The organism is Rhodococcus pseudokoreensis (assembly GCF_017068395.1).
GTDB classification, from domain to species: Bacteria; Actinomycetota; Actinomycetes; order Mycobacteriales; family Mycobacteriaceae; genus Rhodococcus_F; species Rhodococcus_F pseudokoreensis.
Genome location: NZ_CP070614.1, coordinates 147,905 through 174,735, shown reverse-complemented (window position 1 = coordinate 174,735; position 26,831 = coordinate 147,905). Strand labels below are relative to the sequence as shown.

The 26,831-nt window shown below is 64.0% G+C and carries 18 protein-coding genes and 10 pseudogenes; 15 read left to right on the top strand and 13 right to left on the bottom strand.

Features of this window, described 5'->3' with window-relative positions:
- The first annotated feature begins 350 nt into the window (after positions 1-350).
- The 8 genes and pseudogenes from JWS13_RS00810 to JWS13_RS45175 form a co-directional block, all read left to right on the top strand.
- Positions 351-782, top strand: a complete 432-nt coding sequence (locus tag JWS13_RS00810; protein ID WP_005569146.1) for a pyridoxamine 5'-phosphate oxidase family protein — start codon at positions 351-353, stop codon at positions 780-782.
- A gap of 123 nt (positions 783-905) precedes the next feature.
- Positions 906-1,151: an NAD(P)-dependent oxidoreductase gene (locus JWS13_RS00805; RefSeq protein ID WP_206003943.1), complete on the top strand. Its 246-nt coding sequence runs from the start codon at positions 906-908 to the stop codon at positions 1,149-1,151.
- Between the two features lie 98 nt (positions 1,152-1,249).
- Positions 1,250-1,720 (top strand): CBS domain-containing protein, encoded by a 471-nt coding sequence (locus tag JWS13_RS00800; protein WP_206003942.1) that lies wholly within the window; start codon positions 1,250-1,252, stop codon positions 1,718-1,720.
- Positions 1,721-1,773: 53 nt separating this feature from the next.
- Positions 1,774-2,791, top strand: a pseudogene (locus JWS13_RS00795) (thiamine pyrophosphate-dependent enzyme).
- Positions 2,788-3,827, top strand: a pseudogene (locus tag JWS13_RS00790) (alpha-ketoacid dehydrogenase subunit beta). The pseudogenes JWS13_RS00795 and JWS13_RS00790 overlap by 4 nt, the downstream one beginning before the upstream one ends.
- Positions 3,828-3,837: 10 nt before the next feature.
- A pseudogene (locus tag JWS13_RS46305) lies at positions 3,838-4,287 on the top strand (biotin/lipoyl-containing protein); the annotation flags it as partial.
- Positions 4,288-4,504: 217 nt separating this feature from the next.
- Positions 4,505-5,002, top strand: a pseudogene (locus JWS13_RS45180) (2-oxo acid dehydrogenase subunit E2); the annotation flags it as partial.
- 271 nt (positions 5,003-5,273) lie between these two features.
- Positions 5,274-5,528, top strand: a pseudogene (locus JWS13_RS45175) (2-oxo acid dehydrogenase subunit E2); the annotation flags it as partial.
- Between the two features lie 57 nt (positions 5,529-5,585).
- On the opposite strand, the gene narI reads toward JWS13_RS45175, so the two are convergent.
- The 9 genes and pseudogenes from narI to JWS13_RS00735 all read right to left on the bottom strand — a co-directional run bounded on the left by narI (position 5,586) and on the right by JWS13_RS00735 (position 17,156).
- Positions 5,586-6,332, bottom strand: a complete 747-nt coding sequence (narI, locus tag JWS13_RS00775) for a respiratory nitrate reductase subunit gamma (RefSeq protein ID WP_005569156.1) — start codon at positions 6,330-6,332, stop codon at positions 5,586-5,588.
- On the bottom strand, positions 6,329-6,985 hold the full coding sequence (narJ, locus tag JWS13_RS00770) for a nitrate reductase molybdenum cofactor assembly chaperone (protein WP_005569158.1): 657 nt from the start codon (positions 6,983-6,985) through the stop codon (positions 6,329-6,331). Before narJ ends, narI begins: the two co-directional genes overlap by 4 nt.
- On the bottom strand, positions 6,982-8,640 hold the full coding sequence (gene narH / locus JWS13_RS00765) for a nitrate reductase subunit beta (RefSeq protein ID WP_206003940.1): 1,659 nt from the start codon (positions 8,638-8,640) through the stop codon (positions 6,982-6,984). Before narH ends, narJ begins: the two co-directional genes overlap by 4 nt.
- Positions 8,640-12,344 (bottom strand): nitrate reductase subunit alpha, encoded by a 3,705-nt coding sequence (locus tag JWS13_RS00760; RefSeq protein WP_206003939.1) that lies wholly within the window; start codon positions 12,342-12,344, stop codon positions 8,640-8,642. Before JWS13_RS00760 ends, narH begins: the two co-directional genes overlap by 1 nt.
- Before the next feature lie 16 nt (positions 12,345-12,360).
- Positions 12,361-13,398: pseudogene (locus JWS13_RS00755) on the bottom strand (molybdopterin-dependent oxidoreductase); the annotation flags it as partial.
- A 12-nt stretch (positions 13,399-13,410) separates the two neighbouring features.
- Positions 13,411-14,637: a nitrate/nitrite transporter gene (locus JWS13_RS00750; RefSeq protein WP_269592161.1), complete on the bottom strand. Its 1,227-nt coding sequence runs from the start codon at positions 14,635-14,637 to the stop codon at positions 13,411-13,413.
- Positions 14,638-14,922: 285 nt separating this feature from the next.
- The gene (locus tag JWS13_RS00745) at positions 14,923-15,387 is read right to left on the bottom strand and encodes a pyridoxamine 5'-phosphate oxidase family protein (protein WP_206003938.1); all 465 of its coding nucleotides are present in this window, start codon (positions 15,385-15,387) and stop codon (positions 14,923-14,925) included.
- Between the two features lie 214 nt (positions 15,388-15,601).
- Positions 15,602-16,414 (bottom strand): IS5 family transposase, encoded by an 813-nt coding sequence (locus tag JWS13_RS00740; protein WP_206004222.1) that lies wholly within the window; start codon positions 16,412-16,414, stop codon positions 15,602-15,604.
- A gap of 172 nt (positions 16,415-16,586) precedes the next feature.
- A complete protein-coding gene (locus JWS13_RS00735; protein ID WP_206003937.1) occupies positions 16,587-17,156 on the bottom strand; it encodes an FHA domain-containing protein in 570 nt (189 codons plus the stop codon).
- Positions 17,157-17,381: 225 nt separating this feature from the next.
- On the opposite strand from JWS13_RS00735, the gene JWS13_RS00730 reads away from it, so the two are divergent.
- Both JWS13_RS00730 and JWS13_RS45875 read left to right on the top strand, forming a co-directional pair.
- Positions 17,382-18,092 carry a helix-turn-helix transcriptional regulator gene (locus JWS13_RS00730; RefSeq protein WP_206003936.1) on the top strand — a complete coding sequence of 237 codons (711 nt, stop codon included), beginning with the start codon at positions 17,382-17,384 and terminating at the stop codon, positions 18,090-18,092.
- A 257-nt stretch (positions 18,093-18,349) separates the two neighbouring features.
- Positions 18,350-18,629: pseudogene (locus JWS13_RS45875) on the top strand (DUF4383 domain-containing protein); the annotation flags it as partial.
- Between the two features lie 30 nt (positions 18,630-18,659).
- On the opposite strand, the gene JWS13_RS00720 reads toward JWS13_RS45875, so the two are convergent.
- Together JWS13_RS00720 and JWS13_RS00715 are read right to left on the bottom strand one after the other, a co-directional pair.
- The gene (locus JWS13_RS00720; protein ID WP_241031979.1) at positions 18,660-19,013 is read right to left on the bottom strand and encodes a hypothetical protein; all 354 of its coding nucleotides are present in this window, start codon (positions 19,011-19,013) and stop codon (positions 18,660-18,662) included.
- A gap of 705 nt (positions 19,014-19,718) precedes the next feature.
- Complete coding sequence (locus tag JWS13_RS00715) at positions 19,719-21,056, bottom strand: alpha/beta fold hydrolase (protein ID WP_206003935.1); 1,338 nt, start codon at positions 21,054-21,056, stop codon at positions 19,719-19,721.
- A 683-nt stretch (positions 21,057-21,739) separates the two neighbouring features.
- Between JWS13_RS00715 and JWS13_RS45165 the strand changes: the two genes are divergently transcribed.
- Together JWS13_RS45165 and JWS13_RS00710 are read left to right on the top strand one after the other, a co-directional pair.
- Positions 21,740-21,979 carry a hypothetical protein gene (locus JWS13_RS45165; RefSeq protein ID WP_241031978.1) on the top strand — a complete coding sequence of 80 codons (240 nt, stop codon included), beginning with the start codon at positions 21,740-21,742 and terminating at the stop codon, positions 21,977-21,979.
- A gap of 16 nt (positions 21,980-21,995) precedes the next feature.
- Positions 21,996-22,358 (top strand): hypothetical protein, encoded by a 363-nt coding sequence (locus JWS13_RS00710; protein ID WP_206003934.1) that lies wholly within the window; start codon positions 21,996-21,998, stop codon positions 22,356-22,358.
- Between the two features lie 542 nt (positions 22,359-22,900).
- On the opposite strand, the gene JWS13_RS00705 is transcribed toward JWS13_RS00710, so the two are convergent.
- A complete protein-coding gene (locus JWS13_RS00705) occupies positions 22,901-23,260 on the bottom strand; it encodes a serine recombinase (RefSeq protein ID WP_081276535.1) in 360 nt (119 codons plus the stop codon).
- 881 nt (positions 23,261-24,141) lie between these two features.
- Positions 24,142-24,490: pseudogene (locus JWS13_RS46075) on the bottom strand (GTP pyrophosphokinase); the annotation flags it as partial.
- Between the two features lie 69 nt (positions 24,491-24,559).
- Between JWS13_RS46075 and JWS13_RS00695 the strand changes: the two are divergent.
- From JWS13_RS00695 to JWS13_RS00685, 3 genes and pseudogenes are all read left to right on the top strand, one after another.
- A pseudogene (locus JWS13_RS00695) lies at positions 24,560-24,838 on the top strand (transposase); the annotation flags it as partial.
- A 235-nt stretch (positions 24,839-25,073) separates the two neighbouring features.
- Positions 25,074-26,279: an IS110 family RNA-guided transposase gene (locus JWS13_RS00690; RefSeq protein WP_206003933.1), complete on the top strand. Its 1,206-nt coding sequence runs from the start codon at positions 25,074-25,076 to the stop codon at positions 26,277-26,279.
- A gap of 18 nt (positions 26,280-26,297) precedes the next feature.
- A pseudogene (locus tag JWS13_RS00685) lies at positions 26,298-26,764 on the top strand (IS3 family transposase); the annotation flags it as partial.
- Positions 26,765-26,831 lie beyond the last annotated feature (67 nt).

The following is a 26,831-nucleotide window of genomic DNA, read 5'->3' as shown; positions in this document are numbered from 1 at the left end:
GCTGTCCGGCGTCGGCTCGACTACGCCGGCCTGTAAACGACACGCCGGAGGAGTGCGACTACGTCGGCACACCGCACTGTCGCGGCGTCACCGGCGCCTCGTCGACGCACTACCGCTTTCGACTTCGACGCGCCAGACACACCATTGCCTGGTGCGTCGTCGCCTCGGCGAACTCGAATTCGCAAATCCATTCCTTCACTGTCGCGCACGCCGGCAGGACGGACGAGGGCCGAAAGTCCCCTGCGGCTCACGTCGTGGGTGCCATGTCGCGGGCCGTGCCCGAGCCGTGGCTGGACGAGGACAGTCGACATACCGAAGACAACCTGGAAATCCAGATGTAATCATCAGATATGACCAATTCCGAGAACGGCACGGACGGACCCATCACCGAACTGACCTCCGACGAGAGTTGGGAACTGCTCGGCAGCGAAAAACTCGGTCGTCTCGTCTTGAGCGTAGCGGACAGGATCGATGTTTTCCCCGTCAACTATGTTGCGCACCAAGGGAAACTGCTTTTCCGTACCGCCGAAGGCACCAAACTCGTCGAACTCACCATTCATCAACAGGTGGCGTTCGAAGTCGACCACGTCAGCGAGGTACTCGGGTGGAGTGTTGTCGTCCACGGGAGTGCTCGGCGATTGCAGACCTCGGCGGAGATTGCCGCGGCGGACGAGCTGCCCCTGCAGTCCTGGGTGCCGACACCCAAGTTCAACTACGTGGAAATCAGCCCAAGAGAGATCACCGGTCGCCGGTTCGTGTTCGGCGCCGAACCGCGGCCGTGATTCGAGCATCGGTCAGCGCGCCAACCGACGGCGTAGCGTGAGGAGCATCTTCCTGCTCATGACGAATCCGATCGGTTCCATGAGAGCAGGACCGAAGAACAGTCGGCTGGGCAGGCTCGCGCCGTGGCTGCCACGACCGCGCTCGAGCAGGGCCGGCTGGCCACGACCGCGCTCGACGTCTTCGCCACCGAGCCGCTGCCGCCGGACAGTGCACTGTGGGAGCTGCCCAACGTGTTGCTCAGCGCGCACACCGCCGGTCTGTCGGTGCACGAGAACGAACGCATCGTGACCCTGTTCTGCGAAAACTTGCGTCGGTATCTGGCGGGCGAAGACCTGTTGGGCCACATCCTCCCGACACGGTTGTACTGATGCGGCCAGGGAAGAGACGAGATGCGATGAGATTGCGGACCAGTGGGCAGAACCTTCGTCACTGGTTCGCAGCGCCGGCTTGACCTAGGGTGGTGGCAATGACGACGGTCCGAGAAATCATGACGGCACCGGTCGTCGTGGTGCAGGCCGATGATGCGGTTGTCCGGATCGCGGCGGTCCTCGATCAACATCGGATCAGCGCCGTCCCCGTCGTCGATTCCGACGGCGGCGTGGTCGGGCTGGTCAGTGAGTATGACCTGCTCGCCAAACCGGCCGGTTCCACCGCACGCGAGGTCATGACGACGGCGGTAGTCAGCGTCACGGAGGCCACCGACGTCGGGGACGTACGGCACCTGTTGATCGATCGACCGATCCACCGGGTGCCGGTCGTGTCCGGCAGCAAGCTCGTCGGAATCGTCAGCCGCGCCGACATCGTGGCCCTGCTCATCACCGAATGGGTCTGCCCGGTGTGCGGGGAGTCGATGCGTGGTGAACAATCGCCGGCTTCCTGCCCGAAGTGCCACAGCACCGACGCGTTTGTTGTCCAGGAACAGCCGCCCGGTCCCTGAGTTCAGCGAGTTGCAGGAGGTCACATGGTCGGCGAGAACGCGGCCCTCCGGAGATGATGCGCGGGTATTACCGACAAATGGTGCTCATCAGAGAGTTCGAGTTGCGGGCCAGCGAGATGTACACCCGCGCCAAGATCGGCGGTTACTGCCACCTCAACGTCGGTGAGGAGGCCACCGTCGTCGGATTGATGGATGCGCTTGAACCACGGGACTATTTGTTCAACACCTACCGCGACCACGGTTACGCCCTGGCTCGTGGCTTGGAGCCCGGACGCATCATGGCCGAGCTGTTCGGCAAGACCGCCGGAGTGTCGGGGGGCTGGGGCGGGTCGATGCACTTGTTCGACGTGCCTACCCGGCTGATGGGCGGTTACGGCATCGTCGGCGGTCAGATTCCGCCCGCGACCGGCGCCGCGCTGGCTTTGACCTACCGCGGTCAGTCGGGACCGGACGCTGAGGCGGTGATGTGCGTAATGGGCGACGGCGCCACCAACATCGGTGCGTTTCACGAGTCACTCAACCTCGCGGCGGTGTGGCGGCTGCCCATCGTCTACGTCATCGTCAACAACGGCCTGGGCATGGCCACCACGGTGGAGGCGGCCGCCGGCGAGCCGGAACAGTACAAGCGGGGCTGCTCCTACCGCATCCCAGGGCAGCGAGTGGACGGCAACGACGTGCTGGCCGTCCGCGACGCCGCCCGTGCAGCGCTGCAGGGTGCGCGGATCGACCGGCAGCCGTATCTGTTGGAGACCATGTGTGAACGGCTGCGCGGACACTCGGTGGTCGACCCGGCCCGCTACCGCTCGCAGGGGGAGACCGACCGGGTGCGTGCCCTCGACCCGGTGGCGACGCTTCCCGCTTCCGGTTCGCCTCCTCGAGGAGGGAGTCTTGGCGGAGGCCGACGTGGTACGGATCGGCGCACAGGTCGAGGAGGAGGTCACCGCTGCCGTCGAGTTCGCCGACGCCAGCCCCTCACCGGAGCCGGACCAGCTGTTCGCGCACACTTATGCCACCGCGGTGCTCAACGCGCCACACCACCTTCCGGGCGAGCGGGTGGTGACAATTCCATGACCGACGCTGCGCCGGTGGGGCCGGTGATCACCTACCGCAAGGCTTTACAGGACACGCTCCGGGCGGAGCTCGTTCGCGACCAGAACGTGTTTCTGATGGGGGAAGAGATCGGTGCCTTCGAAGGGTCCTACAAGATCACCGCCGGTCTGCTCAAGGACTTCGGTCCGACCCGCGTGCGGGACACGCGGGTCCGACCCGCGTGCGGGACACGCCCATCTGTGAGGAGGGCTTCGTCGGCGCGGCCATCGGTGCCGCAATGCTCGGGTTGCGGCCGGTCGTGGAGATCATGACGATCAACTTCAGCCTGCTGGCGTTGGACCAGATCGTGAACCACACGGCGAAGATGCACACGATGTTCGGTGGGCAGGTGTCGGTACCGATGGTGATCCGCACACCCGGTGGGGATGGCCAACAGCTCGCGGCCACGCACTCGCAGAACCTGGAGGTCTGGTACGCACATGTGCCCGGCCTGAAGGTGCTGGCATCCGCCACCCCGGCGGACGCCAAAGCACTGCTGACGGCGGCGATCCGGGACGACGATCCGGTGATCGTGCTGGTGAACCTCTCGCTGTACAACACCAAGGGCGAGGTTCCCGAGGGGGAGCTGCTCGGCAAGATCGGTACCGCCGGGGTGGTCAAGCAGGGTCACGACATCACCGTCGTTGCGTACTCACGGTCAACGGTGATCGCCCTGCAAGTGGCCCGCCAACTCGAGGAAGAGGGCATCTCGGTGGAGGTCGTCGACCTGCGAAGCCTGCGGCCACTGGATCGGGAGACGATCTGCACCTCGGTGCGCAAAACCACCCGGGCGGTGGTCCTGGAAGACGACGGGCTCAGCTACGGGATCGGCGCCGAGGTCGCCGCCAGCATCGGCGAAGGTGCCTTCGACTACCTCGACGCCCCGGTCCGACGGGTCGCCGCCGCGGAGGTCCCGCTGCCCTACGCCAAACCGCTCGAGCTGGCGGCCCTGCCCAACGCTGCTGCGCTGCTCACGGTCATCCATCAGGTCCTCGACGACACTCGCTTCACGCGGTAGGAGTTCCGCCATGCCTGAAGCACAGATGCCCCGCCTGTCCGACACGATGACCGAGGGGATTCTGAGTCGGTGGCTGAAGAACGAAGGTGACCTGATCCGCAAGGGCGACATCATCGCGGAGATCGAAACGGACAAGGCCACTATGGAGCTGGAAGCCTACGACGAGGGGCCGCTCACCGCTCTGCTGGTCACCGAAGGCAGCACAGTCCCTATCGGCCAGCCCATCGCCATCATCGGCGAAAGCGCCAGCGCGAAGCCGACATCCCCTGCGCCGCAGGCACCGACGAGAGCCGAACCCTCAGCCTCCAAGCCCTCGGCGGGTGGACCCGCGACAGCGGAGGCACCCGAACCGGCCACCCCCTCCCGGCGTGCCACCCCGCTCGTCCGCAAGATCGCGCACGAGCGCGGCATCGACCTTGGCACTGTCACCGGCACGGGGCCGGGTGGGCGGATCGTCCGCGCCGACGTCGAGCCGGCCGTCGGCGCCGTCGGGCACACTCCACAGGCATCGGTGCCGGTCGCCACGACACCAGCCACAATCCAGTCAGACGACGAGTCCGTCCCGCTCACCACCGTTCGCCGGGTCACGACACGCCGATTGACCGCGAGCGCCGATGTACCGCACTTCTATCTGACCAGCGTGGTCGACACCGAGCGGCTGCTCCAGCTTCCGTGCGGAGGTCAACGCTGCATCGGCGGACGCCGGCGGAAAAGTCAGTGTGACGGACCTGCTGGTGCGGGCTTGTGCGGTCGCATTGCACGCGCACCCGCAGGTCAACGCGTCCTGGGGCGGAGACGCCATCGTGCGGCACCGTCGGATCCACATCGGTGTCGCCGTCGCCACCGACGGGGGCCTCCTCGTTCCCGTCATCCGCGACGCCGACCGCAAGACCGTTCGGGAGATTGCCGCCGAGGCACGGTCGCTGGCCGAACGCGCCCACACCGGCACCCTGACCCCGTCCGAATTCACCGGCGGAACCTTCACCATCAGCAACCTCGGCATGTACGCGGTCGACCATTTCACCGCCATCATCAACCCACCCGACCGCCGCACGGACGGCGCCCACGACTCGGCCGCGGCGACCGCCCACCGTCATTACCTGCTCCCGATGCTGCGCCACCGACGCCCCGAGGTACCGGGCTCGTGCGGAACGACGGCCACCAGCTTGCGGTAGACGACGTTACGGGCGTGCTCGTCGGCCAATGCCGCCAGGTCGCACCGCTCGGCCAACGCCTCGATCGGGACCAGGCTGGCGCAGGACACCGGATTGGGATCGTCGAAGATCGCCGACGCTACCGGTCGGGTATGAGATAGGTCCATCTACGAGATGCCCTTCGTCGTGGCCGAATGCGACCTTCAAGGAATCCTATTCTCCCACCACGACAGGGCGTTTCGCCGTTGCGACCCACTTCAGGCCTCTACCGAATCGGTGGATCCATGCGCCCGAATTCACCGGCGGAACCTTCACCATCAGCAACCTCGGCATGTACCCGATCGACCATTTCACCGCCATCATCAACCCACCCGAAGCGGCGATCCTCGCGGTAGGTGCAGCCAGTCCCACTCCCGTCGTCCGGGACGGCGAGGTGGTGGTGCGCTCGATCATCAAGCTGACCTTGTCCGTCGACCACCGCGTCGTGGATGGTGCACCCGCAGCCGCATTTCTGCGCAAACTCAAAGACATCGTGCAGAAGCCCCTTGCGGATCGTGAGCTTAACGCGGGAGGGGCCCAGGTCTTCGTTCGGCGTTTCTGTTGCCTACCGGCGGCGCGGGATGGTGTCGACCTTGTCCCAGCCACGGCGGCGTTCGCGGGATCCTTCGTGTGCATCGCGACTGCGGTAGAGGATGTATGGCCGGAAGATGTATCCCAATGGGGCGGTGAATACGTGTACCAGACGGGTAAAGGGCCATAGCGCGAAGAGGCTGATGGCAGCCAGGCCGTGGAATTGGAAGCTAAATGGGGCGTGGGCCATCAGCTCGGGCTGGGGGTTGAGGAAGAAGATGCTACGGAACCAAACGGATACACCTTCGCGGTAGTTGTAATCCCCGACAGCGCCGGACCCGGTGTTGACGAGACCGCTCAGGATCACGACGGTGAGCATGAGGTACATCAGCTTGTCCATCTTGGTGGTCGCCCCCAGCACTGCCTTGGTGAAGCGTCGACGATAGAGCAGGCCGACCAGGCCGACGATGGTGAAGACACCGGCCAAGATGCCCACCGTGATCGCCATGAAGTGGTACATGCTCTCCGAAATTCCGGCGGCCTCGGTCCAGCTTTCGGGAATGCCCAGGCCCATCACGTGGCCGAAGAAGACGGCCAGGATGCCGAAGTGGAACATCGGATTCGCCCAACGCAAAATACGGCTTTCATACATCTGACTCGATCTGGAAGTCCAGCCGAATTTGTCGTAGCGATAGCGCCAAATATGGCCGAGGACAAAGATGGTCAGGCAGATGTACGGGAAGATCAACCACAGGAAAATGTTCCAGACGTTGTCCATCATGCACCTCCGGGCATCGGCAACAGATCGGGCATTCCATAGGGGTTGAGGCCCACCTGCTCCTCTTCGGGGCCTTCGGCGATAAGCCGTTCGACGGCTTCGTGATCCGTGCCCTTTAGCGGGGGCAGCGTGGCGCAGACGGCTTCTAGTGCCCCCGTCCACGGCGACTCGATCTCGCGCAGATGCAGGCGGAGGAGTTCGAGGCCCGCGCGGTTGTCGAGAATCATCTTCAGGCCGGCCTGCTGATCGATTGTGGCGGCAAACTCCAGTACGACACACAGATGATCGGGTAGTTGGTCATCGGTGAGTGTCAGGCCAGCCCTTGTGTATACCTGCTTGATGCGAAGGAGCGCCAGACCCCGCTTTCGGGTCTCACCGTTGGAGAAGTAAGTCAAGAACAGGCAGCCGCGCCTGCGGTTGTCGAAGGTGTCGACGTAGTCACTTTCGGACTCGCGTAACGGCCGGGCGCGAAGGTGGTCGATCGTCGCCTGCAGGCGCGCACCGAGTTTCGCAGGCAGGGTGGCGGCAACCTGGCTGAGAAGATCGAGATGTGCGAGCAGGTTCTGGTCGGGATAGTCCATCAGCATCGAAGCGGACTGCCAGGTGCGGGTGAGTTCGTCCTTGGAGTATTTGAGTTTCGGTACCCGTGGGGTCATGACCGGCGCTCGGTGTCCGTCGGTCCTTCGGACCGCTCGTGCAACTCGGGGAAGAGCCCATCCGGGGTCCCCTGGCCGTTCCAGGTCACCAAGTTGATCCGCACCCCCTCAGGGCGTCCCGGGCCGACCGGCGAGCCGACGCCGGGGTCCGCACCCATGCCGGGGTCGCCACCAAAGGAACCGTCCATCCCGCCCATCCCGGGCCCGCCGTCGACGTTGAGCGAGCACTCGGTGGCGATGTTTTCCAGTTTGTGGGCGTCTTCGTAGTGGGCCGGAGGGATGACGTAGCGTTCTTCGTACTTGGCGATGGCCAGCAGTCGGTACATATCTTTGATCTGTTGGCCGGTCATCCCAACCGACTCCGCGATGGACTCGTCCGTCTCCCAGCCCATGTTGATGTCGCGCATATACGAGCGCATTGCTGCGAGCTTGTGCAGCACCTTGTCGACAGGAGCAGTATCCCCGGCGGTGAACAACCCGGCGAGGTACTCGACCGGGATCCGCAGCGTGTTGATAGCGGCGAACAGGTTGTCCTTGCGTTCGGCGTCCTCGCCGGTTTCACTGACTGCGTCCACGACCGGAGACAGCGGCGGTATGTACCACACCATCGGCATCGTGCGGTACTCCGGATGCAGCGGCAGGGCGACCTTGTATTCATTGATCAACGCCCAGATCGGTGAACGTTGTGCACCGTCGATCCAGTCATCCGGGATGCCCGCAAGCTGCGCCTGTCGAATGACTTCCGGATCTTTGGGATCCAGAAATACGGCGCGCTGGGCGTCATAGAGACCGTGTTCATCGGTCGTGGATGCAGCGTCGAGCACCCGGTCGGCGTCGTAAAGCATCAGGCCGAGGTAGCGCAGTCGCCCCACGCAGGTTTCGGAGCAGATGGTGGGTTGGCCGATCTCGATGCGCGGATAGCAGAACGTGCATTTTTCGACTTTGCCGGTCTTGTGGTTGAAATACATCTTCTTGTAGGGGCATCCGCCCACACATTGTCGCCAGCCCCGGCAGCGATCCTGGTCGACGAGGACGATGCCGTCCTCTTCGCGCTTGTATATCGCTCCGGTGGGACACGACGCCACGCATGAAGGATTCAGGCAGTGTTCGCAAATCCGTGGCAAGTAGAACATGAACGCCTGCTCGTATTCGAATTTGACCTTGTCGCCGACTTGTTTGAGGATCGGGTCGTTGTGCCCGTGCTCGACGGACCCGGCAAGATCGTCGTCCCAGTTCGATGACCAGGTGATTTTCGTATTCTCACCCGTGAGCAACGATTTGGGGCGAGCTACCGGCATATGATCCTGCGCCGGGGCCGTGGTGAGGTTCTCGTAGTCGTAGGTCCACGGCTCGTAGTAATCGTTGATGCCGGGAAGGTGTGGGTTGGCGAAGATGGTGGCGAGGTTCTTCAGGCGACCTCCTGCCTTGAGCTTCAGCCGGCCACGCTTGTTGAGTGTCCAGCCACCTTTCCACTTCTCCTGATCTTCATAGGTGCGCGGATATCCCTGACCGGGCCGGGTTTCCACATTGTTGAACCAGACGTGTTCGGCGCCGGACCGGTTGGTCCACACCTGCTTGCACGTGACCGAGCACGTATGGCAGCCGATGCACTTGTCCAGGTTCATGACCATCGCCATCTGAGCCATGACTCGCATCAGTACCTCACCTCTTGGCTACGGCGCCGGATCACGGTGACCTCGTCGCGTTGATTGCCGGTGGGACCCATGTAGTTGAAGGCGTAGGTCTGTTGGGCGTATCCACCGATCATGTGGGTGGGCTTGATCATCAGCCGGGTCAGCGAGTTGTGGTTGCCGCCGCGCTGGCCGCTCGTCTCAGAGAGCGGCATATCGATGAGGCGGTCTTGCGAGTGGTACATGTAGACCGTTCCCTCAGGCATCCGGTGCGAGATGATGGCGCGTGCGTTGACCACTCCATTGCGGTTGACGGCTTCGATCCACTCGTTGTCGTGTACCCCGATCTTCTCTGCATCCTGAGGGCTCATCCAGATACCGGGCCCGCCGCGGAACAGTGAGAGCATGAACAGGTTGTCCTGATATTCGGAGTGGATCGACCATTTGTTGTGTGGAGTGAGGTAGCGGACCGAGACACCGTGGGCGGGCGTCGCCCCGATCTCGGACTCATCGAAGAGCGCGGTCATGTTCAGCGGTGGCCGGAAGGTGGGCAGCCCTTCACCCAGCTCGGTCATCCAGTCGTGGTCGAGGTAGAAGTGTTGGCGGCCGGTCAGCGTGTGCCAGGGCTTGAGTCGTTCCACGTTGATCGTGAACGGCGAGTATCGCCGTCCGCCGGTCTCGGATCCGGACCATTCGGGTGACGTGATCACCGGTACCGGGCCGTGTTGGGTATCGGCGAAGGTGATGCGTTTGCCCTCATTCTCGGAGGCCAGGTCGTGCAGCAGCGTGCCGGTACGCTTTTCCAGTGTCTTGAAGCCCTCTGTGGCGAGATGGCCGTTGGTGGTGCCCGACAGTGCCAGGATCATCTCGCAGGCCTGAATATCATGGAGAATGTCGGGTCGGCCGTCGGCAAGACCACCTCGGACGACGCCGTTTTTCTCCTTGAGAGCCGCAATTTCCTGGCCGAGTTCGAATGTGACTCCCTTGGTGGTTGCCCCCAAGGTGTCCATCAGCGGGCCAACGGAGCGCATCATGTCGCCGATCGCCGTGTAGTCCCGTTCGACTTCGATGATTTTCGGCATCGTGACGCCGGGCTCCGGTTCGCATTCTCCGTATTTCCAGTCCCGGACCCTGCCGTGCGGCGCTGCCATCGCATCTGGTGTGTCATGGGTCAGGGGTGCGGCGACCACGTCGGTCTGCTTGCCGAGGTGGCGCGCAGCCAGCTGGCTGAAGACCTGGGAGATCTGCTGCCACGCATCCCAATCGGTGCGCGACTGCCATGGCGGGGAAATCCCGGGGTTGAACGAGTTGACGAAGGGATGCATATCCGTCGTCGACAGGTCATGCTTTTCGTACCATGTTGCCGCTGGCAACACGATGTCCGATAGCAGGGTAGAGCTGGTCATCCGGAAATCGAGGGTCGTCAGCAGGTCAAGCTTGCCGATGGGCGCCTCGTCATGCCATTTGACCTCGTGTGGGCGGAATCGTTCGGCGGTCTCGTTGGCGCTGACGGTGTGTGACGTCCCGAGGAGGTGATTGAGGAAGTACTCGTTGCCTTTCGCCGACGATCCGAACAAATTGGATCGCCACAACGACAACACCCGGGGAAAGTTCGCCGGCGCATCGGGGTCCTCGGCCGCGAACTTCAGCCGACCCGCCTTCAACTCCTCCACCACATACTCTTTGGCTGACTTCCCATTCTGGCGGGCCTGCGCACCGATCACCAGCGGATTGCGGTCGAAGGTGGGGTAGGACGGCATCCAGCCCAGCCGTGCGGACTGGGCGATCACATCAGCGGTTGTCTTGCCGGCTAGTTGGCCCTTGCCGGTCTGTGCCGTCAAGGTATCCGCGCCGAACTGATCGTAGCGAAACTGGTCGGTGTGCAGGTACCAGTAGGCTGTCTGCACCATGTTCCGAGGCGGTCGCACCCAGTCCAGGGCATTGGCCAACTGGGTGTACCCGGTCAGCGGGCGGACCTTCTCCTGACCGACGTAATGGGCCCAGCCGCCGCCGTTGACACCCTGACAGCCGGTGATCGTCGTCATGGTCAGGAACGTCCGATAGATGGTGTCGGAGTGGAACCAGTGGTTGGTGCCCGCCCCCATCAGGATCATCGACCGCCCCTTGGAGTCCTCCGCGTTTTGCGCGAACTCGCGGCCGATCCGCTCGGCAGCCTCCGCGGAAACGCCGGTGATCGCTGCCTGCCACGCGGGCGTGTAGGGGGATTCCGCGTCGTCGTAGCCGCTCGGCCACCGGCCGGGCAGGCCGGGTCGTCCGACGCCGTACTGCGCCAGCATCAAGTCGAAGACCGTGGTGACGAGCCGGCCGGCGACCCGGCGGGCTGGCACGCCGCGTCGGATGACGCCCACGTTGCCCTGACCGGTGTCGAAGCGTGGCATGTCGACTGGGACGTTCTCGTCTGCGCCGTCCATCAGGGACAGCTTCGGATCGATGTCCCCGAGGTCGAGATTCCAGTTGCCCTCACCGGTTTCGCCATACCGGTGACCCAACGTTCCGGGAGGGATAACGAGTCGATCTGTGACCGAGTCCACCAGCACCGTCTTGAATTCGGCGTTCTCCTGCTCCGGCGCAATCTCGTCGGCGAGGTCTGAGGCGGTCAGGAACTTCCCTGCGGTATATGTAATCTCACCGTCGGCGTCTCGCGCTTCGTCGAGCACGACCAGGAACGGCAGGTCCGTGAACTTCTTGACGTAATCAGTGAAGTAAGCAGTCTCTCGATCGACGTAGAACTCCTTCAGGATCACGTGCCCCATCGCCATTGCCAGTGCACCATCGGTGCCCGGCTCGGCCGGCAGCCACTCATCGGCAAACTTCGTGCTGTCGGCGAAGTCCGGCGAGACGACGATGACTTTCTGGCCGCGGTAGCGCGCTTCGATCATCCAGTGTGCATCGGGCGTCCGGGTCACTGGGACATTGGTGCCCCAGATCATCAGGTAGCTGGCATCCCACCAGTCCCCGGATTCGGGCACGTCTGTTTGGTCGCCGAACATCTGCGGGGAAGCGACCGGCATGTCGGCATACCAGTCGTAGAAACTCAGCATCGACCCGCCGATGAGGTTGACGAAACGGGCTCCGGAGGCGTGGGAAACCATCGACATCGCCGGGATGGGAGAAAACCCCGCCACCCGGTCGGAACCCCACTTCCGGATGGTGTGCACATGGGCGGCCGCGATGATCTCGATCGCCTCATCCCAGTTGGCGCGCACCAGACCGCCCTTGCCGCGCGCACGCTTGTACCGCGCGGCCCGCTCAGGGTCTTCGGTCACGTCGGCCCAGGCAAGCACCGGATCCTTCAGTCGCGACTTGGCTTCCCGGTACATCTCGAGCAGAACGCCGCGAATGTAGGGATACCGGGTTCGGGTCGGCGAGTAGGTGTACCAGGAGAAGGAGGCGCCGCGGGGACACCCGCGTGGTTCATATTCGGGCTTGTCGGGCCCGGTGGTGGGATAGTCGACGGCCTGGGTCTCCCACGTGATGATGCCGTCCTTGACGTACACGTTCCAGGAGCACGAGCCGGTGCAATTGACCCCGTGGGTCGATCGGACAACCTTGTCGTGACTCCAGCGATCCCGGTAGAACGAATCTCCTGAACGGCCACCGATCTTGAGGAGGGTTCGGCCATCGAGCGAGACGGGTTGGTTCCTCGTAAAAAATCTACGAGTCTTGATCAACGCATCAGTCAATCCGCTATTCATGGTGGCGCTCATGACGGTCCTCCCTCGAGAGATCGGTGAACTGCCGCACGTAGTCGACGAAGAACGGTTCTCGCCTCTTCACGAAGAACTCCGACAGGATGACGTGGCCCATCGCCATCGCCATTGCGCCGTCCGTGCCCGCGGCGCAGGGCATCCATTCGTCGGCGAACTTCGTGTTGTCGGCGTAGTCGGGGCTCACCGACACGACCTTGGTGCCGCGGTACCGCACCTCGGCCATCCAGTGCGCGTCGGGCGTCCGGGTGACCGGGACGTTGGACCCCCACATCATCAGGTACGACGCGTCCCACCAGTCCCCGGACTCCGGAACGTCGGTCTGATCACCGAACACCTGGGGCGAGGCGACCGGCAGATCGGCGTACCAGTCGTAGAACGAGGTCATGACGCCGCCGAAAAGTTCGATGAACCGTGACCCCGCGGCGAACGACACCATCGACATCGCGGGGATCGGCGAGAATCCGGCGACGCGGTCGGGCCCGTATTCCTTGATCGTGTGCACGTGAGCGGCGGCGATCATCTCGGTGGCCTCGGCCCACGACACCCGCACCAGCCCGCCCTTGCCGCGCGCCTGCTGATACTTGCGCCGGCGCGCCGGGTCGGCCTGGACATCGGCCCACGCGTCCACCGGATCGCCGACCCGGTTCTTCGCTTCCCGATACATCTCGACGAGAATCCCGCGCGCGTACGGATATCGCACCCGTGTCGGCGAATACGTGTACCAGGAGAACGCCGCGCCGCGGGGACAGCCGCGGGGCTCGTATTCGGGGCGGTCGGGCCCCACCGACGGATAGTCGGTCTCCTGGGTCTCCCAGGTGATGATCCCGTCCTTGACGTAGGTCTTCCACGAACACGATCCGGTGCAATTCACCCCGTGGGTGGACCGCACGACCTTGTCGTGGCTCCAGCGGTCCCGGTAGAAGACATCGCCCTCGCGCCCCCCTTCCCGGGTGACCGTGCGCCTGTCGTCCGAGAACACGCCCGGGGTGAAGAACCGCCCTCCCCTGAGCAGGGCGTCCTCCAACGGACCACCGGTGTGCGGGACGACCACGTCAGCTCTCCTTCACGTCGAGTGCGCCTGGACCGAGGTATCGGGTTCACGAGCGTGCAGGCGAAACGCCGTGTACAACAGGGCCACCGCGGCGGTGATCGCCAGCAGCGCGAGCCCGACGGTGTAGTCGTTATCCGCCGCGTCATACGTCGCACCCATCACCAGCGGCGGGAAATAGCCACCGACCCCGCCCGCCGCGGCGACGATCCCGGTGATGCTGCCGACGCTCGCCGCCGGCGATCGGCGCGCCACCCACGCGAACACCCCACCCGTCCCGATCCCGAGGAACACCGCAAGGCCGATGAACGTGACGGCCGACCAGAAGTCCGGTGGCGGTTGGAACGCGGCCACCACCGCCATCACCCCGGTACCCGCGAGGGACGTGAGCACCACGAACTTCGGAGGAATCCGGTCCGACAACGCGCCGCCGATCGGTCGGGCGATCACCGCCGCGACGGCGAAGCCCGCGGTCCGGGTGCCCGCGTCGACGGCGGAGAAATCGTAAATGGTCTTGATGTACGTCGGGAGGTAGTTGGCGAACGCGACGAACCCACCGAACACCACCGCGTACAGGAATGCCATCTCCCACGTGACCCGGAGCCGGGCCGCGACACGCAGCTTCGGGATAACGGGATTGGTGTTGGGCACGAACTCCGGCGAGTCCCGCATCACCACGACACACACGAGCGCGGTGACCCCCAACGCGGCGGCCACGATCGCATGCGTCGGAAAGAGGCCGAACCAGCCGACCATGCGCGGGGTGAAGAACGCCGACAACGCCGTACCGACCATGCCGGCACCGAAGACGCCGGTGGCGAACCCCCGGCGTGCCGGCTCATACCAGTTGTTCGCGAACGGGATGCCGATCGCAAACACGGTACCGGCGATACCGAGGAAGAAACCGAAGACGAGCAGCAGGGTGTACGAGTCGATCGAGCCGGCAAATCCCACCGCGAGGACCGGCACGATCGAGGACGACGAGAGGGCAATGAACATCACCCGCCCACCGAATCGGTCGGTCAGTGCCCCGACAACGATACGGCCGAGTGAGCCGACCAGGATCGGCGTCGCCACCAGCATCGACGCCTCCGCACTGCTGAGCGACAACGCCTCGGCGTACGTGGTCGACAGAGGACCGATCAAGTTCCACGCCCAGAAATTGATCGCGGACACCCAGGTCGCCAGGGCCAGATTGACCGACCTTGCCGAAGATCCCCGCACGTGCGCCCCGGAGCTCACCTACATCATGAAACCCCACATCCCGGGTCTTCGCAGCGTTTCGGCAGGCTCGACGGGACGGGTCAGGGACTCGTCCCGGAGGCTCGGATGCGACCGAACCGCAAACCACGCCGCCAGCCACCACCGGAGGCGGGCCAGGCCCCTTCACCGGCGCCCTTGTGCACCACGCGCCGCGGTGGCCTTCGATGCCTTATCACCTCATCTCACCGGGCGTCGACCACCGACCACTTTGTGGAGGTGTTGACCCCTTCGCGGTGGGGTCTGCGAATAGGTTGAGGTTCCCAGCTACTCCGAAGGCGAACGTCGCACGTTTGAGAAGGGAGTCTGCCACATGGTCGGATCGGCAACCGGAAACCGTCGGCCGGTCACCAGGGTGGGAACGAGTCGGATGAACAGGTTCTTCGCCCCGCCCTGCCACGGAAAGAGCGGCAGGTCAACCGTGTCCATCAACTCGTCGATTTCCTGGATCCCCTCGGCACGTCCCTTGATAACCACACTCCACGCTTCGCGCAATGAAGTCTCGTAGCCGTCTACTTCGAGCGCAACCGGCGCATCCGAGAGTGCAGCGGAGACCTTGGTGCCACTGCCGGATCGAAACACAATGGTTCCATGATCAACTGCATAGTTGAGTGGAAAGATGTCCGGGTGGTCGTCTACCCACACCGCGAGACGGCCGACACTCTCGGTACGAAGCAACGCCCAACATTCGTTGACAGCGAGTTCTCTGACATGTGGCTCATTGCTTCCCATTGCCGTCGCCTCCTGTCGTGGCATCGTGTCCGATCGTTCCGGCGCACGACGATCTCCTCTCGAAAATCATCGTCGCTCTTTCGGCTCTGCGCGACCCCTCCGGCGCACGACAGTCAGCGTGGTCGTGTCACGGTCGGCGGAACGGTCCAGCAGGTGGCCGTCGAGTCGCCGCTCGGTGTAAGTGTAAGAGCGCGTCTGAGAACTCCGGGATAGGTCACGCCGTGCGGGCGAGTCGGCGTGACATGGTGGCGATCATGGCGATGTAGACCATCGCTTCGTGATGGTCGGGCCGCGTCTCGTAGTCACGGACACAGCGCCGGTGTTTACAGATCCAGGCGAAGGTTCGCTCGACTACCCAACACCGGGGAAGAACCTTGAACCCTTTGACATCGTCGGTGCGCTTGACGACCTGAACCGTCAGGGACACAACCCGTTTCGACCAGTCTATCAGCCGTCCGGCATAGCCGCCGTCCGCCCACACCAGGCTGATCGTCGAGAATCGGGCACGCAACGCAGCCAGCAGCCGGATGGCACCGCGGTCCTGAATCCCGGCCATGGTTACCACGACCGCCAGTAGTAGCCCGTTGGCGTCGACCGCGATATGACGTTTGCGGCCGTTGATTTTCTTGCCCGCGTCGTATCCTCGGCTCGACCGGGCCACCGTGTCGGCGCCCTGCACCGACTGGGAGTCGACGATCGCCGCGGACGGCAGCGGGTGTCGACCGCCCTGGACCCGCGCCCGAGCACGTAACGCGTCGTGAATCCGCTGCCATACTCCCGCGCGGACCCAGCGGGCGAAGATCGCGTACACCGTGGTCGCGGGCGGGAACTCCGCCGGCAACTGCCGCCAGGCGATCCCACCTCGAACGACATAGAAGATTGCATCGAGTACGAGACGGCGGCAGTGTTTTTCGGGTCGACCACCGCTGCCGGTGGTGTTGCCGGGTGGAGGTAGTAGTGGTTCGAGAATCGCCCATTGAGCGTCGGTCACCGAGGATGACGAGTAGACCGCGCACCGATGCCCGATCCCCGGATCCGGGATAGGGCATGACGGACACAGTGCAATGAGCGATGATGACAAGTGAACTCCTGGTCGGGTCGTGGCGTAAGCACCTACTGACCTACCAGGAGTTCACCCATTCCTCACCAGTCACACGCCAATCACCCGAGTTTTCAGATGCGCTCTCACTCCGTCGGGATCATTGATCTGTTGCCGCTGTAGGCGGTGTGATGAGGAACGCGAGCCGGAATTTTCCGATCTTGATCTCGTCACCGGTGGCGAGCAGTGCAGTGTCGACCGGCACCCCGTTGCGGTAGGTGCCATTGAGGCTGCCGACATCGGTCACCCGAATTGTGTCGTTGTCGCACCGGATCTGGGCGTGGCAACGGCCGACGGTCGTGTCGTCGAGGTAGATGTCGCTGTCGATGTGGCGACCGATCGTGGTGACCGTCTGATCGAGCAGGAACCACTCACCGCGGTTGGGTCCCCGGATGACCACGAGCAGTGCCGAACCAGACGGCAGTGCCTCGACCACGCCACGGCCCCACGGCGGGTCGCTGGCGACCGGCTGCCGTCGACGGCAAGTGGTGGGGAGATTCACCCCGGCGTACGACTTCGCCGACAGTGGGCCATCGAGTGCCAACTCGGTCACCAGTGCCGCTTTCGCTCGATACTCGCGGAGCAGACGGTGAGCGTCATCTCGAATGCCCGAGCCGGCCCGAACACCGGAGCCGGTGATGGTGTCGGTGATGTCGAATGGTGCGCACACGACGAGGCCCTCTCTCTGCGCGAGGAGAGCAAGCTTGCACTACCTCAAACAACAACTGATATTTACTATTATGATAGTGCAAACTCGCTGACCGTCGGAAGGAAAAATGCGTGTGACTAAAATCACTAGACGTTGTTGACCTGGTGTTATCGGACGATCTTCCCCTCGTTGGTTCCTTCGTCGATATGGATGGTTTTCACAATAGACTCGGCTAAAATAGGCAGTATGAGCGAGCGGACGTTGACCGACCCCACGCTGCCGACCGCGCTCGGCGAGACCCGGAACCGGGTGCTGGACCTGCTGTGCGCCGCGGCGGAACCGATGGGCGTACACGACATCGCCGAACGGGTCGACCTGCATCCGAATACGGCCCGGTTCCATCTGGACGGATTGGTCGAGGCGGGCCTGGCCGAGCGTCGCGCCGAGGACCGCCGCCGTCCGGGTCGGCCCCGGATGGTCTATGCCGCTACCACCTCGGATGCGTCCACCGGCCGGCGCAGTTATCGGTTGCTGGCGGAGATGCTGACCGGCCTGATCGCCGACACTCTGCCGGAGCCCGGCCGGGCTGCCGAGACGGCCGGGGAGGCGTGGGGTCGCTACCTGGCGGAGCGGCCGGCCCCGTCGCAGCGGGTGGACGCCGCCGATGGGGTCCGCCGGTTGTCGACGGTGCTGGCCGAGTCCGGCTTCGCCCCGGGCGTGGTCGACGACCTCACTCGACCAGTGATCCCGTTGCGGCACTGCCCGTTCCGGGAGGTAGCCGAGCGGCACCGGGACGTGGTGTGTTCGCTGCACCTGGGCTTGATCCGCGGCGTGCTGACCGAGGTGCGGGCACCGCTCGCGGCCGATCGGCTCGAGCCGTTCGTCGAGCCGTCGCTTTGCCTGGCGTACCTGACCCCCACCCCTGATGAGAGTAACCTCCACCCGTCGTGCGATTAGCGAGATGAGGGTTGGATGTCCGCGACCTTTCGCCACAGGGCTCATGCTCGATATCCATCACGTACCAGACCCCGGCCGACCGTCGATGACCAGTATCGACCCCACCCCCCCGATCTCCGACCACTGCGCACCGGCAGCCCTGGCCCGATCGATGCCCTCGCCGAGTTCGAAGTGAGCCTGATAAGCGATCGCAATCCGCACCAGCAACCGGGCCTTTAACGTCATCGGCGGCGAATCCGCCGCCGATCTCTGCGCCGGCCGGGCACCATTGCGGTGCGAAACTGCTGGGACTGTTCGAAGTGTCCATCCTGCACAACCTCGTGCACCTGCTCTTCGGGATCGCCGGAGTATGGCCGAGTGGGCGAGGACCACGAAGCTGTTCCTTCTCGGCGGCGGTGTCATCTGATCCCGTGGATCTACGGTCTGGTCATCGACCAGGACAGCGCCGCGACCTTCGTCCCCGTCAACACCGCCGACACTTGGCTGCACCTCGCCCTCGGGGTCGGCATGCTCGGCGTAGGTCTGCTCGCCGGGCGAGCACGGCGCAGACTCCGGTGGCGGTCACCGTCAGTCGCACCTCCACACCGTCGGGGAAGGCAAAATCTCGACCAGGTGAATGGTGAGATTGTGCTGGGCAGCGAGCACCGCGGGGCCGTGCACTCGCACGCCCCCGGTCGCCGGCGCCGCGGGCCATCGCAGTCTGCGCATGACTCGATGGTGCCAGCGGCCGCGGGCGACCACCAACGCCGACTGATGCTGTCCTTGCCCGCGGTGTGTGCTTGCGCTCGTGTGGCTCGCTCGTCGATCGGGTCCGGCTTCGACGATGCGGGTGGCGACCGCCGCCCATGGGGTGTTGGTGTCCGGGGACAGTCCGGCGAGCATCTCGAATGCACGATCAGCGGGGATGTCGAAGCGTTCCATCAGCCTGCCCTTGGCCTGACCGATGATGTCCCGGCTTGCGAGCGCGGACCGGAATTGAGCTTCGTGCGGCCGGCGGTGATCGCGATGGCCGCGGGGCAGCGAGCACCTCCCCGATGGATTCGGATTCGCTGTCGAAGGTGTTCGGTGCGAAGGCGGACAGGTTCAAGGTCCCCAGAATGGTCGGCACGGGTGTAGAGCCGGAACAAGAGCATGCTGCGCACCCCCGCGGCGAGTGCTGCTTTGGTGAACAGCGGCCACCGGGTCTCCAACTCGAAGTCGTCGCTACGGGTCACGAATGCGGCGACGTCGGCGTCCACACAGGGGCCTGCTCGAATTACGTGTCCTTCACTAGTCGCCTGATGAGGACAGGTGCACTGCATCGCATTTCCCGGTCGCCCGCCCGTCGGGTGGGTACCCGCACTGGCGGGCGCCCACACACCGCCCACAGACATGGCGAACGAACTCCCAGGGGCGCCCGTTGCCCGCGTAACTCGCCAGCCTCGACGCAGTCAAGGAATCTCCCAATGCAGCGAGCGGAACGGCATGGAGACACGTGCGTTCCCACTCCGGCGCGGCGTTCGGCTATCGGAGATCGCACACCCGGGGCATCGAAATGTGCAGTACTCGAACAACACCCTTGGCAACGCGTCACTCACACCGTCGGTGCGGGGGGCCGCGCGCGTCGCGAGTTCCGTCCCGCCCGGTTCAGGCCGTGCGGCCGGTGTTCGAGCCGGCTGATCGGCATCGATGTCGGGATGTAGCGCTGGTCCGTGTCCGTGTCCGTGCCCGTGCCCGTGTCCGTGTCCGTTGTCGCAGTCGGACCTCACGCTGATCTCCGGTGGCGGTGAGATGCTCACAGATCAGGTGGAGGGTCTTCTCGGGCAACTCGAACTGCGGCACGTGTCCACAGTTCGGGAGGATGACTGATTTGGCTCCCGGGAGGACAGCGCTGAGGTGGCGAGCGAACCTCGCGGGGACGAGGGGGTCTGCGTCGCCCCAGAGGAACAATGCGGGCGGCTCCAACGCCGCAATTCGATCCCAGAGTCCGGTCTCACCGAAGGGTTCGTCGAGGTAGAGGCCCAGCAGTGCGGACCACAGCGCACGGCGCCGCGTGGCGTGTCGCAGGGATAGTTCCCATTCGTCGGCTGCGGCCTCGTACCAGTGCCGAGGCACCTTGTCCGGGTCCGCGAACAGTGCTCGAAGTCCGCTACGGGCAGCAGTGTGCAGCAGCCACGACGGCACAGCGAGGGGAAGGCGAGCCAAGTCGGCGGGAAGCAGTCGGGCAAGCGTGGTCAGTCGGCGACGACGGAACGCCATCGCCGGACACAGCAGCACCAACCCGGTGATGGCGTCCGGGTCGCGCAGGGCGAGTTCGAGGGCGACGCGGCCACCGAGAGAGTGCCCGATCACCGCGGCACCGCGAGCATCGACTGCGTCCAGAAAGGCATTGAGCCATCGATACAGCTGGTGTGGGGTGTACCGCCATGCCGGGGCCGCGGAGGATCCGAAACCGGGCAGATCAGGACAAATCACCCGGTGATCGGGTGCGAGTGCAGCTAGCACGGGCAGCATCGAAGAATTGTTGGCGCCGAGGCCGTGCAGCAGAATCACCGGCGGCTTCTCCGGGTCGCCGGCTTCGAGGTAACCGGTGGGCACCCCGTACGCGCTGGTCTCTCGGCCGTGGGCGCGGGTGGACAACTCGGCATTGGGTGCGAGGGTGCCGCCGACCGTCAGTATCGTCGTCATACTGCCGCGAACGTCGAGATCGCCGGACAAGAAGCCATCGACGACACTGATCCGGCCGGTCAGCAGATCACACAGGGTGCTCGCGTCCGTCCGCACGGTGCAGGTCGGATGAGAGACGGCACCGCGGGAGTGGGTGACGGCGCCTTCGTCGATCCGCACCGTCCACCGACCGTGACCGGTGATGTCGAAGACCATCGTGGCCCGTCGGTGGCCGAGCACGCTTCGGGAGACATCATGTGGCAGATACGTGGACAGACAGATTTCGGGATCACGGCTTACGATTGACCGCCTGGTCATGACCACTCCTTCCCGCTCCGATGTGTCCTGATCCAGGTCGGATCGGTCGGGCTCGCTCCCTCGTGAGGAGTTCATCGGTGCGTTCTCCGTCGGGGCGGTGACGGCTCTACTGATTAGTTCAACACCGAAGATGCACGAACTAATCCGGCCCTGGTCACCGCCCGGACAGAGACCTGGTGCCAGGCCAGTCCGAGTCGACCCCGATCAGACGGGCCGTAGTGGGCCCACCAGCTGTGTTTCGTCGCGATATTCAGCCGATCGGCGGAGTGCGATACACGTATCGGCCCGCGCCCACTGGAGGGTTGGAGATCGGCGCCGAGTTGCGGGGTCATTGTGGTGGAACCGGATCCGAGCAGCTGACAGCCCAGCGTGCACAGCCGGAATCAGCAGGGCAGACCGCCACGATGCCGTCCCGGCCGTCCGTCGACACCACCATCAGCCGCAAAGACCGCCATCCGGGCGGTGACAACAATTCTCACGGCTCCCCTGCTGACACACCACCGGCTGAAAGTGGGGACGCGGTAGGTTCCGACGGACCCCGTTTACCGCACGGCGGCCCGGGTATTCCTGCAGGAAGGTTCGATCGGAGGTTAATGCTCGGGCTGCCGCCACAGCACGGATCCGCAGCCCGAACTGACGACAACCAGCGAAGACTCACCACTGCGACGAGGGGCTGATGTCAAATGGGCACCTGCGAGACCTGCGGCAACGAGTACGACAAGACCTTCACCGTCACCCGCGGTGATCGGTCGGCGATATTCGACAGCTTCGAATGCGCAGCCCAGAACATGGCACCCCAGTGCGGTCACTGCGGATGCCGTATCCTCGGCCACGGTGTCGAAGTAGACGAGCAGATGTACTGCTGCGCCCACTGCGCCCGCGCATCGGGCCATCAAGGGCCAACGGACCGCGTCGACGGATGAGCGCGGACGCAGATCCGTGACCAACGACGTCGAGAAGAGATGGTCCGACAAGGCCACGTTTCGCCGAGCGGGCCTGTATGCAGGCGCGGTCGTCGGTGTCGCCTTGCTGCTCATGGCGATCACCGTCGCCTGGGCAGCGGCGAACCGAGACGAATGCGCGGACGCGCAATTTCTGGTGTGCGCCAGTCCCGACCGATACGTTCTGGTCTTCGGACCCACCGCCATCCTCCTTCTCGGCGGACTCGGGGCCTTCGTCCGCGCCTACCAGGTATGGCGACGGGGTGGCACCTGGCCGATCTGGCATGGCGCAGGATGGGCACTACTGACCTTCATGGTGATCTACCTCGGCATCTCCATGCGAGCGTTCGCCCCCACTTGACCCCACATCAAGTCGGGTTCGCTACGGCAATCAATTTCTGCCGCAAGGATCGCCCTGCTTGCCCGGACGCTTCCTCTTTCACCGCATCTGGCATCGTCGAATCGTGGAGACCCCGGATCGGGCCTGTCGATCAGCACGGCCCGGGCAGTGAGAGGAGACCGCGTGAGCGTTCCGCGGACATCACGGCACGATCAGATGTGTACTGGGAAGCAGCAAGTCCAGGTTGGGGCGCGGGCGAGTCGGTACGGCGCAGCCAATCTGTACCGGCCGAAACCCGGCCGACCATAGCCAGGCTCACCGGGACCACGCCGACGCATCATCGGTCGATCACCGCCAGTGATTCCGCACCGGGTTGTCCATTGTGTCGTCGACACCACTCAGACTCAGACGACGGCCGTGTGAAGGAGGTTCTCGTCCTTGCCGCTTCGGCATGATCATCAGCTCGCGCTTCGCCAACAGAAGCGAGTAGGCTGAATCTCCGCAGGAGGTGAACCCCAAACCCGTACTCGCACATTGTCGTCGAATGTCAGGCGGAGCCGTGCCTAACTCACAACCTCGCCACCGGAAGAGATCAGCCGCTTGCGCGACTTTGCCTCACGAGCGTCGACCTCGGATCGTAGGGGTGTGCCTGTCTTGGCCGCACGACGTCCGACAAGAGTCAGCCTCGGGCGGGGAATCCCGATACCCCTTACCGGCATGCCGGTCGCATACCCTTCTTTGTAGAGATGGTTCGCGGCGTCGGACACTTCGTCGGGGGTGAGCGCCGAGGCCGCCCAACCGACTTCTTCTCCGATGGCATCCGCGTCCACAATCGGGCTGAGATAGCCCTCCGTTGTCTTTGCAAGAAGCCAACGCAGAACAGCGTCACGAACCGCCCATTGACGATCGGTAGCCGCACTCACATTTCAGCCCTCCAGTAGATGCCGTTGATGCCTGCCCTGCACCATAGCCATCGGTAGGGAATAGGCAAACGCCGTGACATTTTCTGCGCGTCTTGGGATCTCGAACCGCCTCTACGTGACTATCGAAGATGATCGGGGCGGGCGTGGAAGAGGCGCAGGGCATCTCGGACGGAACAGCCCGGTGATGACGTTCCAGCCGACCCCGTCGTCACGTCGGGGCAGAACCGAAACTGACCTTTTAGTGTAGGTTCGTAGACGTGTCGGTTCCTCGCATCTGCCTCTGAACTGGACTTACTTCTTTTGTTGGGTATGGTCGAGGTTAGTTTGCGGTTGCCGATTCGGACAGGACCGACAATGGCTGACAAGTCTGCCGTCAAGAGTTCGAAACAGTTTGCACGTGCCCTCAAGGGGCGCCGGGCGGAGAAGCGAGCGAAGGCCCTCGAGTCGACTCAGTTCATTCGAAAGCGTAAGAGTTGAAGCCCTTCTGGAGCATCACCTCACCCTCCGCCATGCTCTCCGCTGGCTGAGGGTTGAAGATGTTGCGTCGGAAACTCGACCAACCGACCCGCACCCACATCGCGGAGTAGCACTGTCGCGTGACAGCTATTCGGGCGCAAGACATCATGGGGGCTGCTCTCTCTTCCGATTGTCGTACAGGATCGGAAAAGGCCCATCGAAACCTGAATTAATCTCGAAGCACGCCACATGTCATTGGTCTGCGTGTGCGTGTGCGTGTGCGTGAGACCACCATATCAGGGTCCGATCTCCGGCCCTCCCGCGTCGTCTCGGCCTCTCCGCAGTCGGGACGGCATGTTTCCCGGGGAGTTTCAGGTACTGCGTGCAGTGAGCGGGCACGCTACTCACGTACCGAGACCCGGTGAGAGGCGCGCCCAGAAATCCATCGCGATCGTCCGGATCTGCAGCTCGATCGGCACCCGCTGAACCCCGCTGCTCATGAAAACCGGGGACCTCGACCGTTATGTGCAGGCTCTTGTAACCGTTCGGTTTTGGCTTGGCGATGTAGTCCTCGACCTCGACCACGGTGACGTCCGCCTGCCCGGCAAGTAGGGCAGCGATCCGGTACGTGTCCGAAATGAAGCTGCAGATGATCCGCACACCCGCAATGTCGAGGATGTTCTTGCGGATGTCCTCGACCGTGAGGGGGCACTGTATGCGCTGCGCCTTGTGCAGGATGCTTTCGGCGGATTTCACCCGGGATGTGACGTGTTGGGACTGCCCCGGCTCTGGTTGACACCTGACCTGTGAGGGATCTGCCCTCACGGTGGAAGGATGATCGACATGCCAAAGCCGTACCCGGAAGAGTTCCGCCGCGACGTCGTCGCCGTGGCCCGCAAACGCGAAGCCCCGCTGGAGCAGATCGCGAAAGATTTCGGGATCTCCGAGACTGGCCTGAAGAACTGGCTGCGCAAGGCCGACATCGAGGACGGCACCCGACCGGGCCTCACACGAGACGAATCCGACGAGCTCCGCGAGGCCCGCAAACGTATCCGGCTGCTCGAACAGGAAGCGGAGGTGATGCGCCGGGCGGTGGCCTACCTATCGAGGGACGTCAACCCGTTACCCTTTTCGTAGTCGGAAACAACCCGCTTCCGACCACTGAACTGGACACCTCGGCATGACTACGTCAACCTGTCGCACAATGATCAATTTTGTGATGTCACCGAGGTGGACAGGCGATGAGTGATCGCTGATAGGGGCCGGACCCGCACATACAGGCCGTCGTAACGTGGATGCCGAGACTCACTCGCCACACCCAGCAGTGCACCACATCTCTTTCCCACGAGAGGATGCGATGACAGTCCCGACACACGAACAAATCGAAGTCTTCCTCGGCGTCGACGTAGGCAAGGGACAACACCACGCTGTCGCCGTATCCCGCAGTGGCACCATTTTATTCGACCGGACACTACCCAACGACGAAACCCGCCTCCGCGAACTGATCGACACACTCACCCAGTACGGTCCGACTATCCTCGTCGTCGATCAACCCGCCACCATCGGTGCGCTGGCCGTCGCAGTTGCCCAAGACATGGGGATCGCCGTCGGCTACCTCCCAGGACTGGCGATGCGACGCATCGCCGACCTCTACCCCGGTGAAGCGAAGACCGACAAGAAAGACGCCGCGATCATCGCCGACGCGGCACGCACGCTGCCACACGCGATCCGAAACCTGAAGGCGACGGACACACAGGTCGCCGAACTGTCGATCCTCAGCGGATTCGACGACGACCTCGCCATGCAGATCACGGCCACCAGCAACCGACTGCACGGCTTGCTCACCCAGATCCATCCCGCACTCGAACGCGCCATCGGTCGGCACATCGCCCACCCTGCCATCCTCGACCTGCTCGAGCACTACCCGACCCCAGCTCAGATCCGCCGGCTCGGATACGCCCGCCTCGCGACACGGCTGAGCAAGAAGGCCCCACGCATGGGAGCAAGACTGGCCGGCGACATCACCACCGCTATCTCCGAACAGAACGTGGTCGTCATCGGAACCAGTGCTGCCGAGACCGTCATTCCGAAACTTGCAGAGCAACTTTCATCATTGCAGCGGCAACGATCCGACGTCGTAGCCAAAGTCGAAGCGCTGGTCGAAGCGCACCCTCTTTACCCGGTGCTGACCTCGATGCCCGGAGTCGGGATCAGGACCACCGCCCGCATCATCACCGAAACCTCCGGCAAGCACTTCGCCACCGCCGGCCACCTCGCCGCCTACGCCGGCCTCGCACCGGTCACCCGCCGATCCGGGTCCTCGATCCGCGGTGAGCACCGATCGCGACGCGGCAACAAGAAACTCAAACGCGTGCTCTATCTGTCCGCGTTCGCAGCCCTGCAAGACCCGGACTCACGCGACTACTACGACCGCAAACGAGCCCAGGGCAAAAGCTACAACCAAGCTCTCGTCGCACTCGCACGTCGCCGCTGCGACGTCCTCTTCGCAATGCTCCGCGACGGCACCATCTATCAAGCCCACCCGCGACCCTCAGCTGCTTGACGAACAGCATAGGGGCACAAAATGATGTTCCCGCTGGTCCGTGAACTCGCCGCCGACGGTATCGCCGTCGCGGTGACCTGCCGGGTGCTGGGATTCTCCCGGCAAGCGTTCTACAAGTGGAACACCGATCCCGTGTCCCGACGGGACTGGGACGATGCCCATCTGATCAACGCCGCACTCGATATCCACGCCGGCGATCCGGAATTCGGATACCGGTTCATCGCCGACGAACTACCCACCCACGGCATCGTCGCCGGCGAGAACCGCGTCCACCGGCTGTGTTCGCAGCAGCGGATCTTCTCGGTGTTCGCCAAGAAGCGAGGACTTCATCGCCGCTCCGGGCCACCGGTCCATGACGACCTCGTCAGGCGGCAGTTCAGCGCCCAGCAGCCCGACCGGTTGTGGTTGACCGACATTCCCCCAAGCACTACGTGCAGGGAGGTGCCCCCACCGAGCACTGGACCGATGAGGGCAAGCTCTACCTATTAGTTACGTGGAATCACGCCGGGGGCGGGTTGTTCGTCCCGCGGTGTCACCACGAGCTGAGGGGCC

Bases quoted from the DNA above. Each gene is read 5' to 3' on its own strand.
- JWS13_RS00810 (WP_005569146.1), top strand. From the start codon at position 351: ATGACCAATTCCGAGAACGGCACGGACGGACCCATCACCGAACTGACC.
- JWS13_RS00800 (WP_206003942.1), top strand. From the start codon at position 1,250: ATGACGACGGTCCGAGAAATCATGACGGCACCGGTCGTCGTGGTGCAG.
- narI (WP_005569156.1), bottom strand. From the start codon at position 6,332: ATGATGGACAACGTCTGGAACATTTTCCTGTGGTTGATCTTCCCGTAC.
- narJ (WP_005569158.1), bottom strand. From the start codon at position 6,985: ATGACCCCACGGGTACCGAAACTCAAATACTCCAAGGACGAACTCACC.
- narH (WP_206003940.1), bottom strand. From the start codon at position 8,640: ATGCGAGTCATGGCTCAGATGGCGATGGTCATGAACCTGGACAAGTGC.
- JWS13_RS00760 (WP_206003939.1), bottom strand. From the start codon at position 12,344: ATGAGCGCCACCATGAATAGCGGATTGACTGATGCGTTGATCAAGACT.
- JWS13_RS00745 (WP_206003938.1), bottom strand. From the start codon at position 15,387: ATGGGAAGCAATGAGCCACATGTCAGAGAACTCGCTGTCAACGAATGT.
- JWS13_RS00730 (WP_206003936.1), top strand. From the start codon at position 17,382: ATGAGCGAGCGGACGTTGACCGACCCCACGCTGCCGACCGCGCTCGGC.
- JWS13_RS00720 (WP_241031979.1), bottom strand. From the start codon at position 19,013: ATGGAACGCTTCGACATCCCCGCTGATCGTGCATTCGAGATGCTCGCC.
- JWS13_RS00715 (WP_206003935.1), bottom strand. From the start codon at position 21,056: ATGACCAGGCGGTCAATCGTAAGCCGTGATCCCGAAATCTGTCTGTCC.
- JWS13_RS45165 (WP_241031978.1), top strand. From the start codon at position 21,740: ATGGGCACCTGCGAGACCTGCGGCAACGAGTACGACAAGACCTTCACC.
- JWS13_RS00690 (WP_206003933.1), top strand. From the start codon at position 25,074: ATGACAGTCCCGACACACGAACAAATCGAAGTCTTCCTCGGCGTCGAC.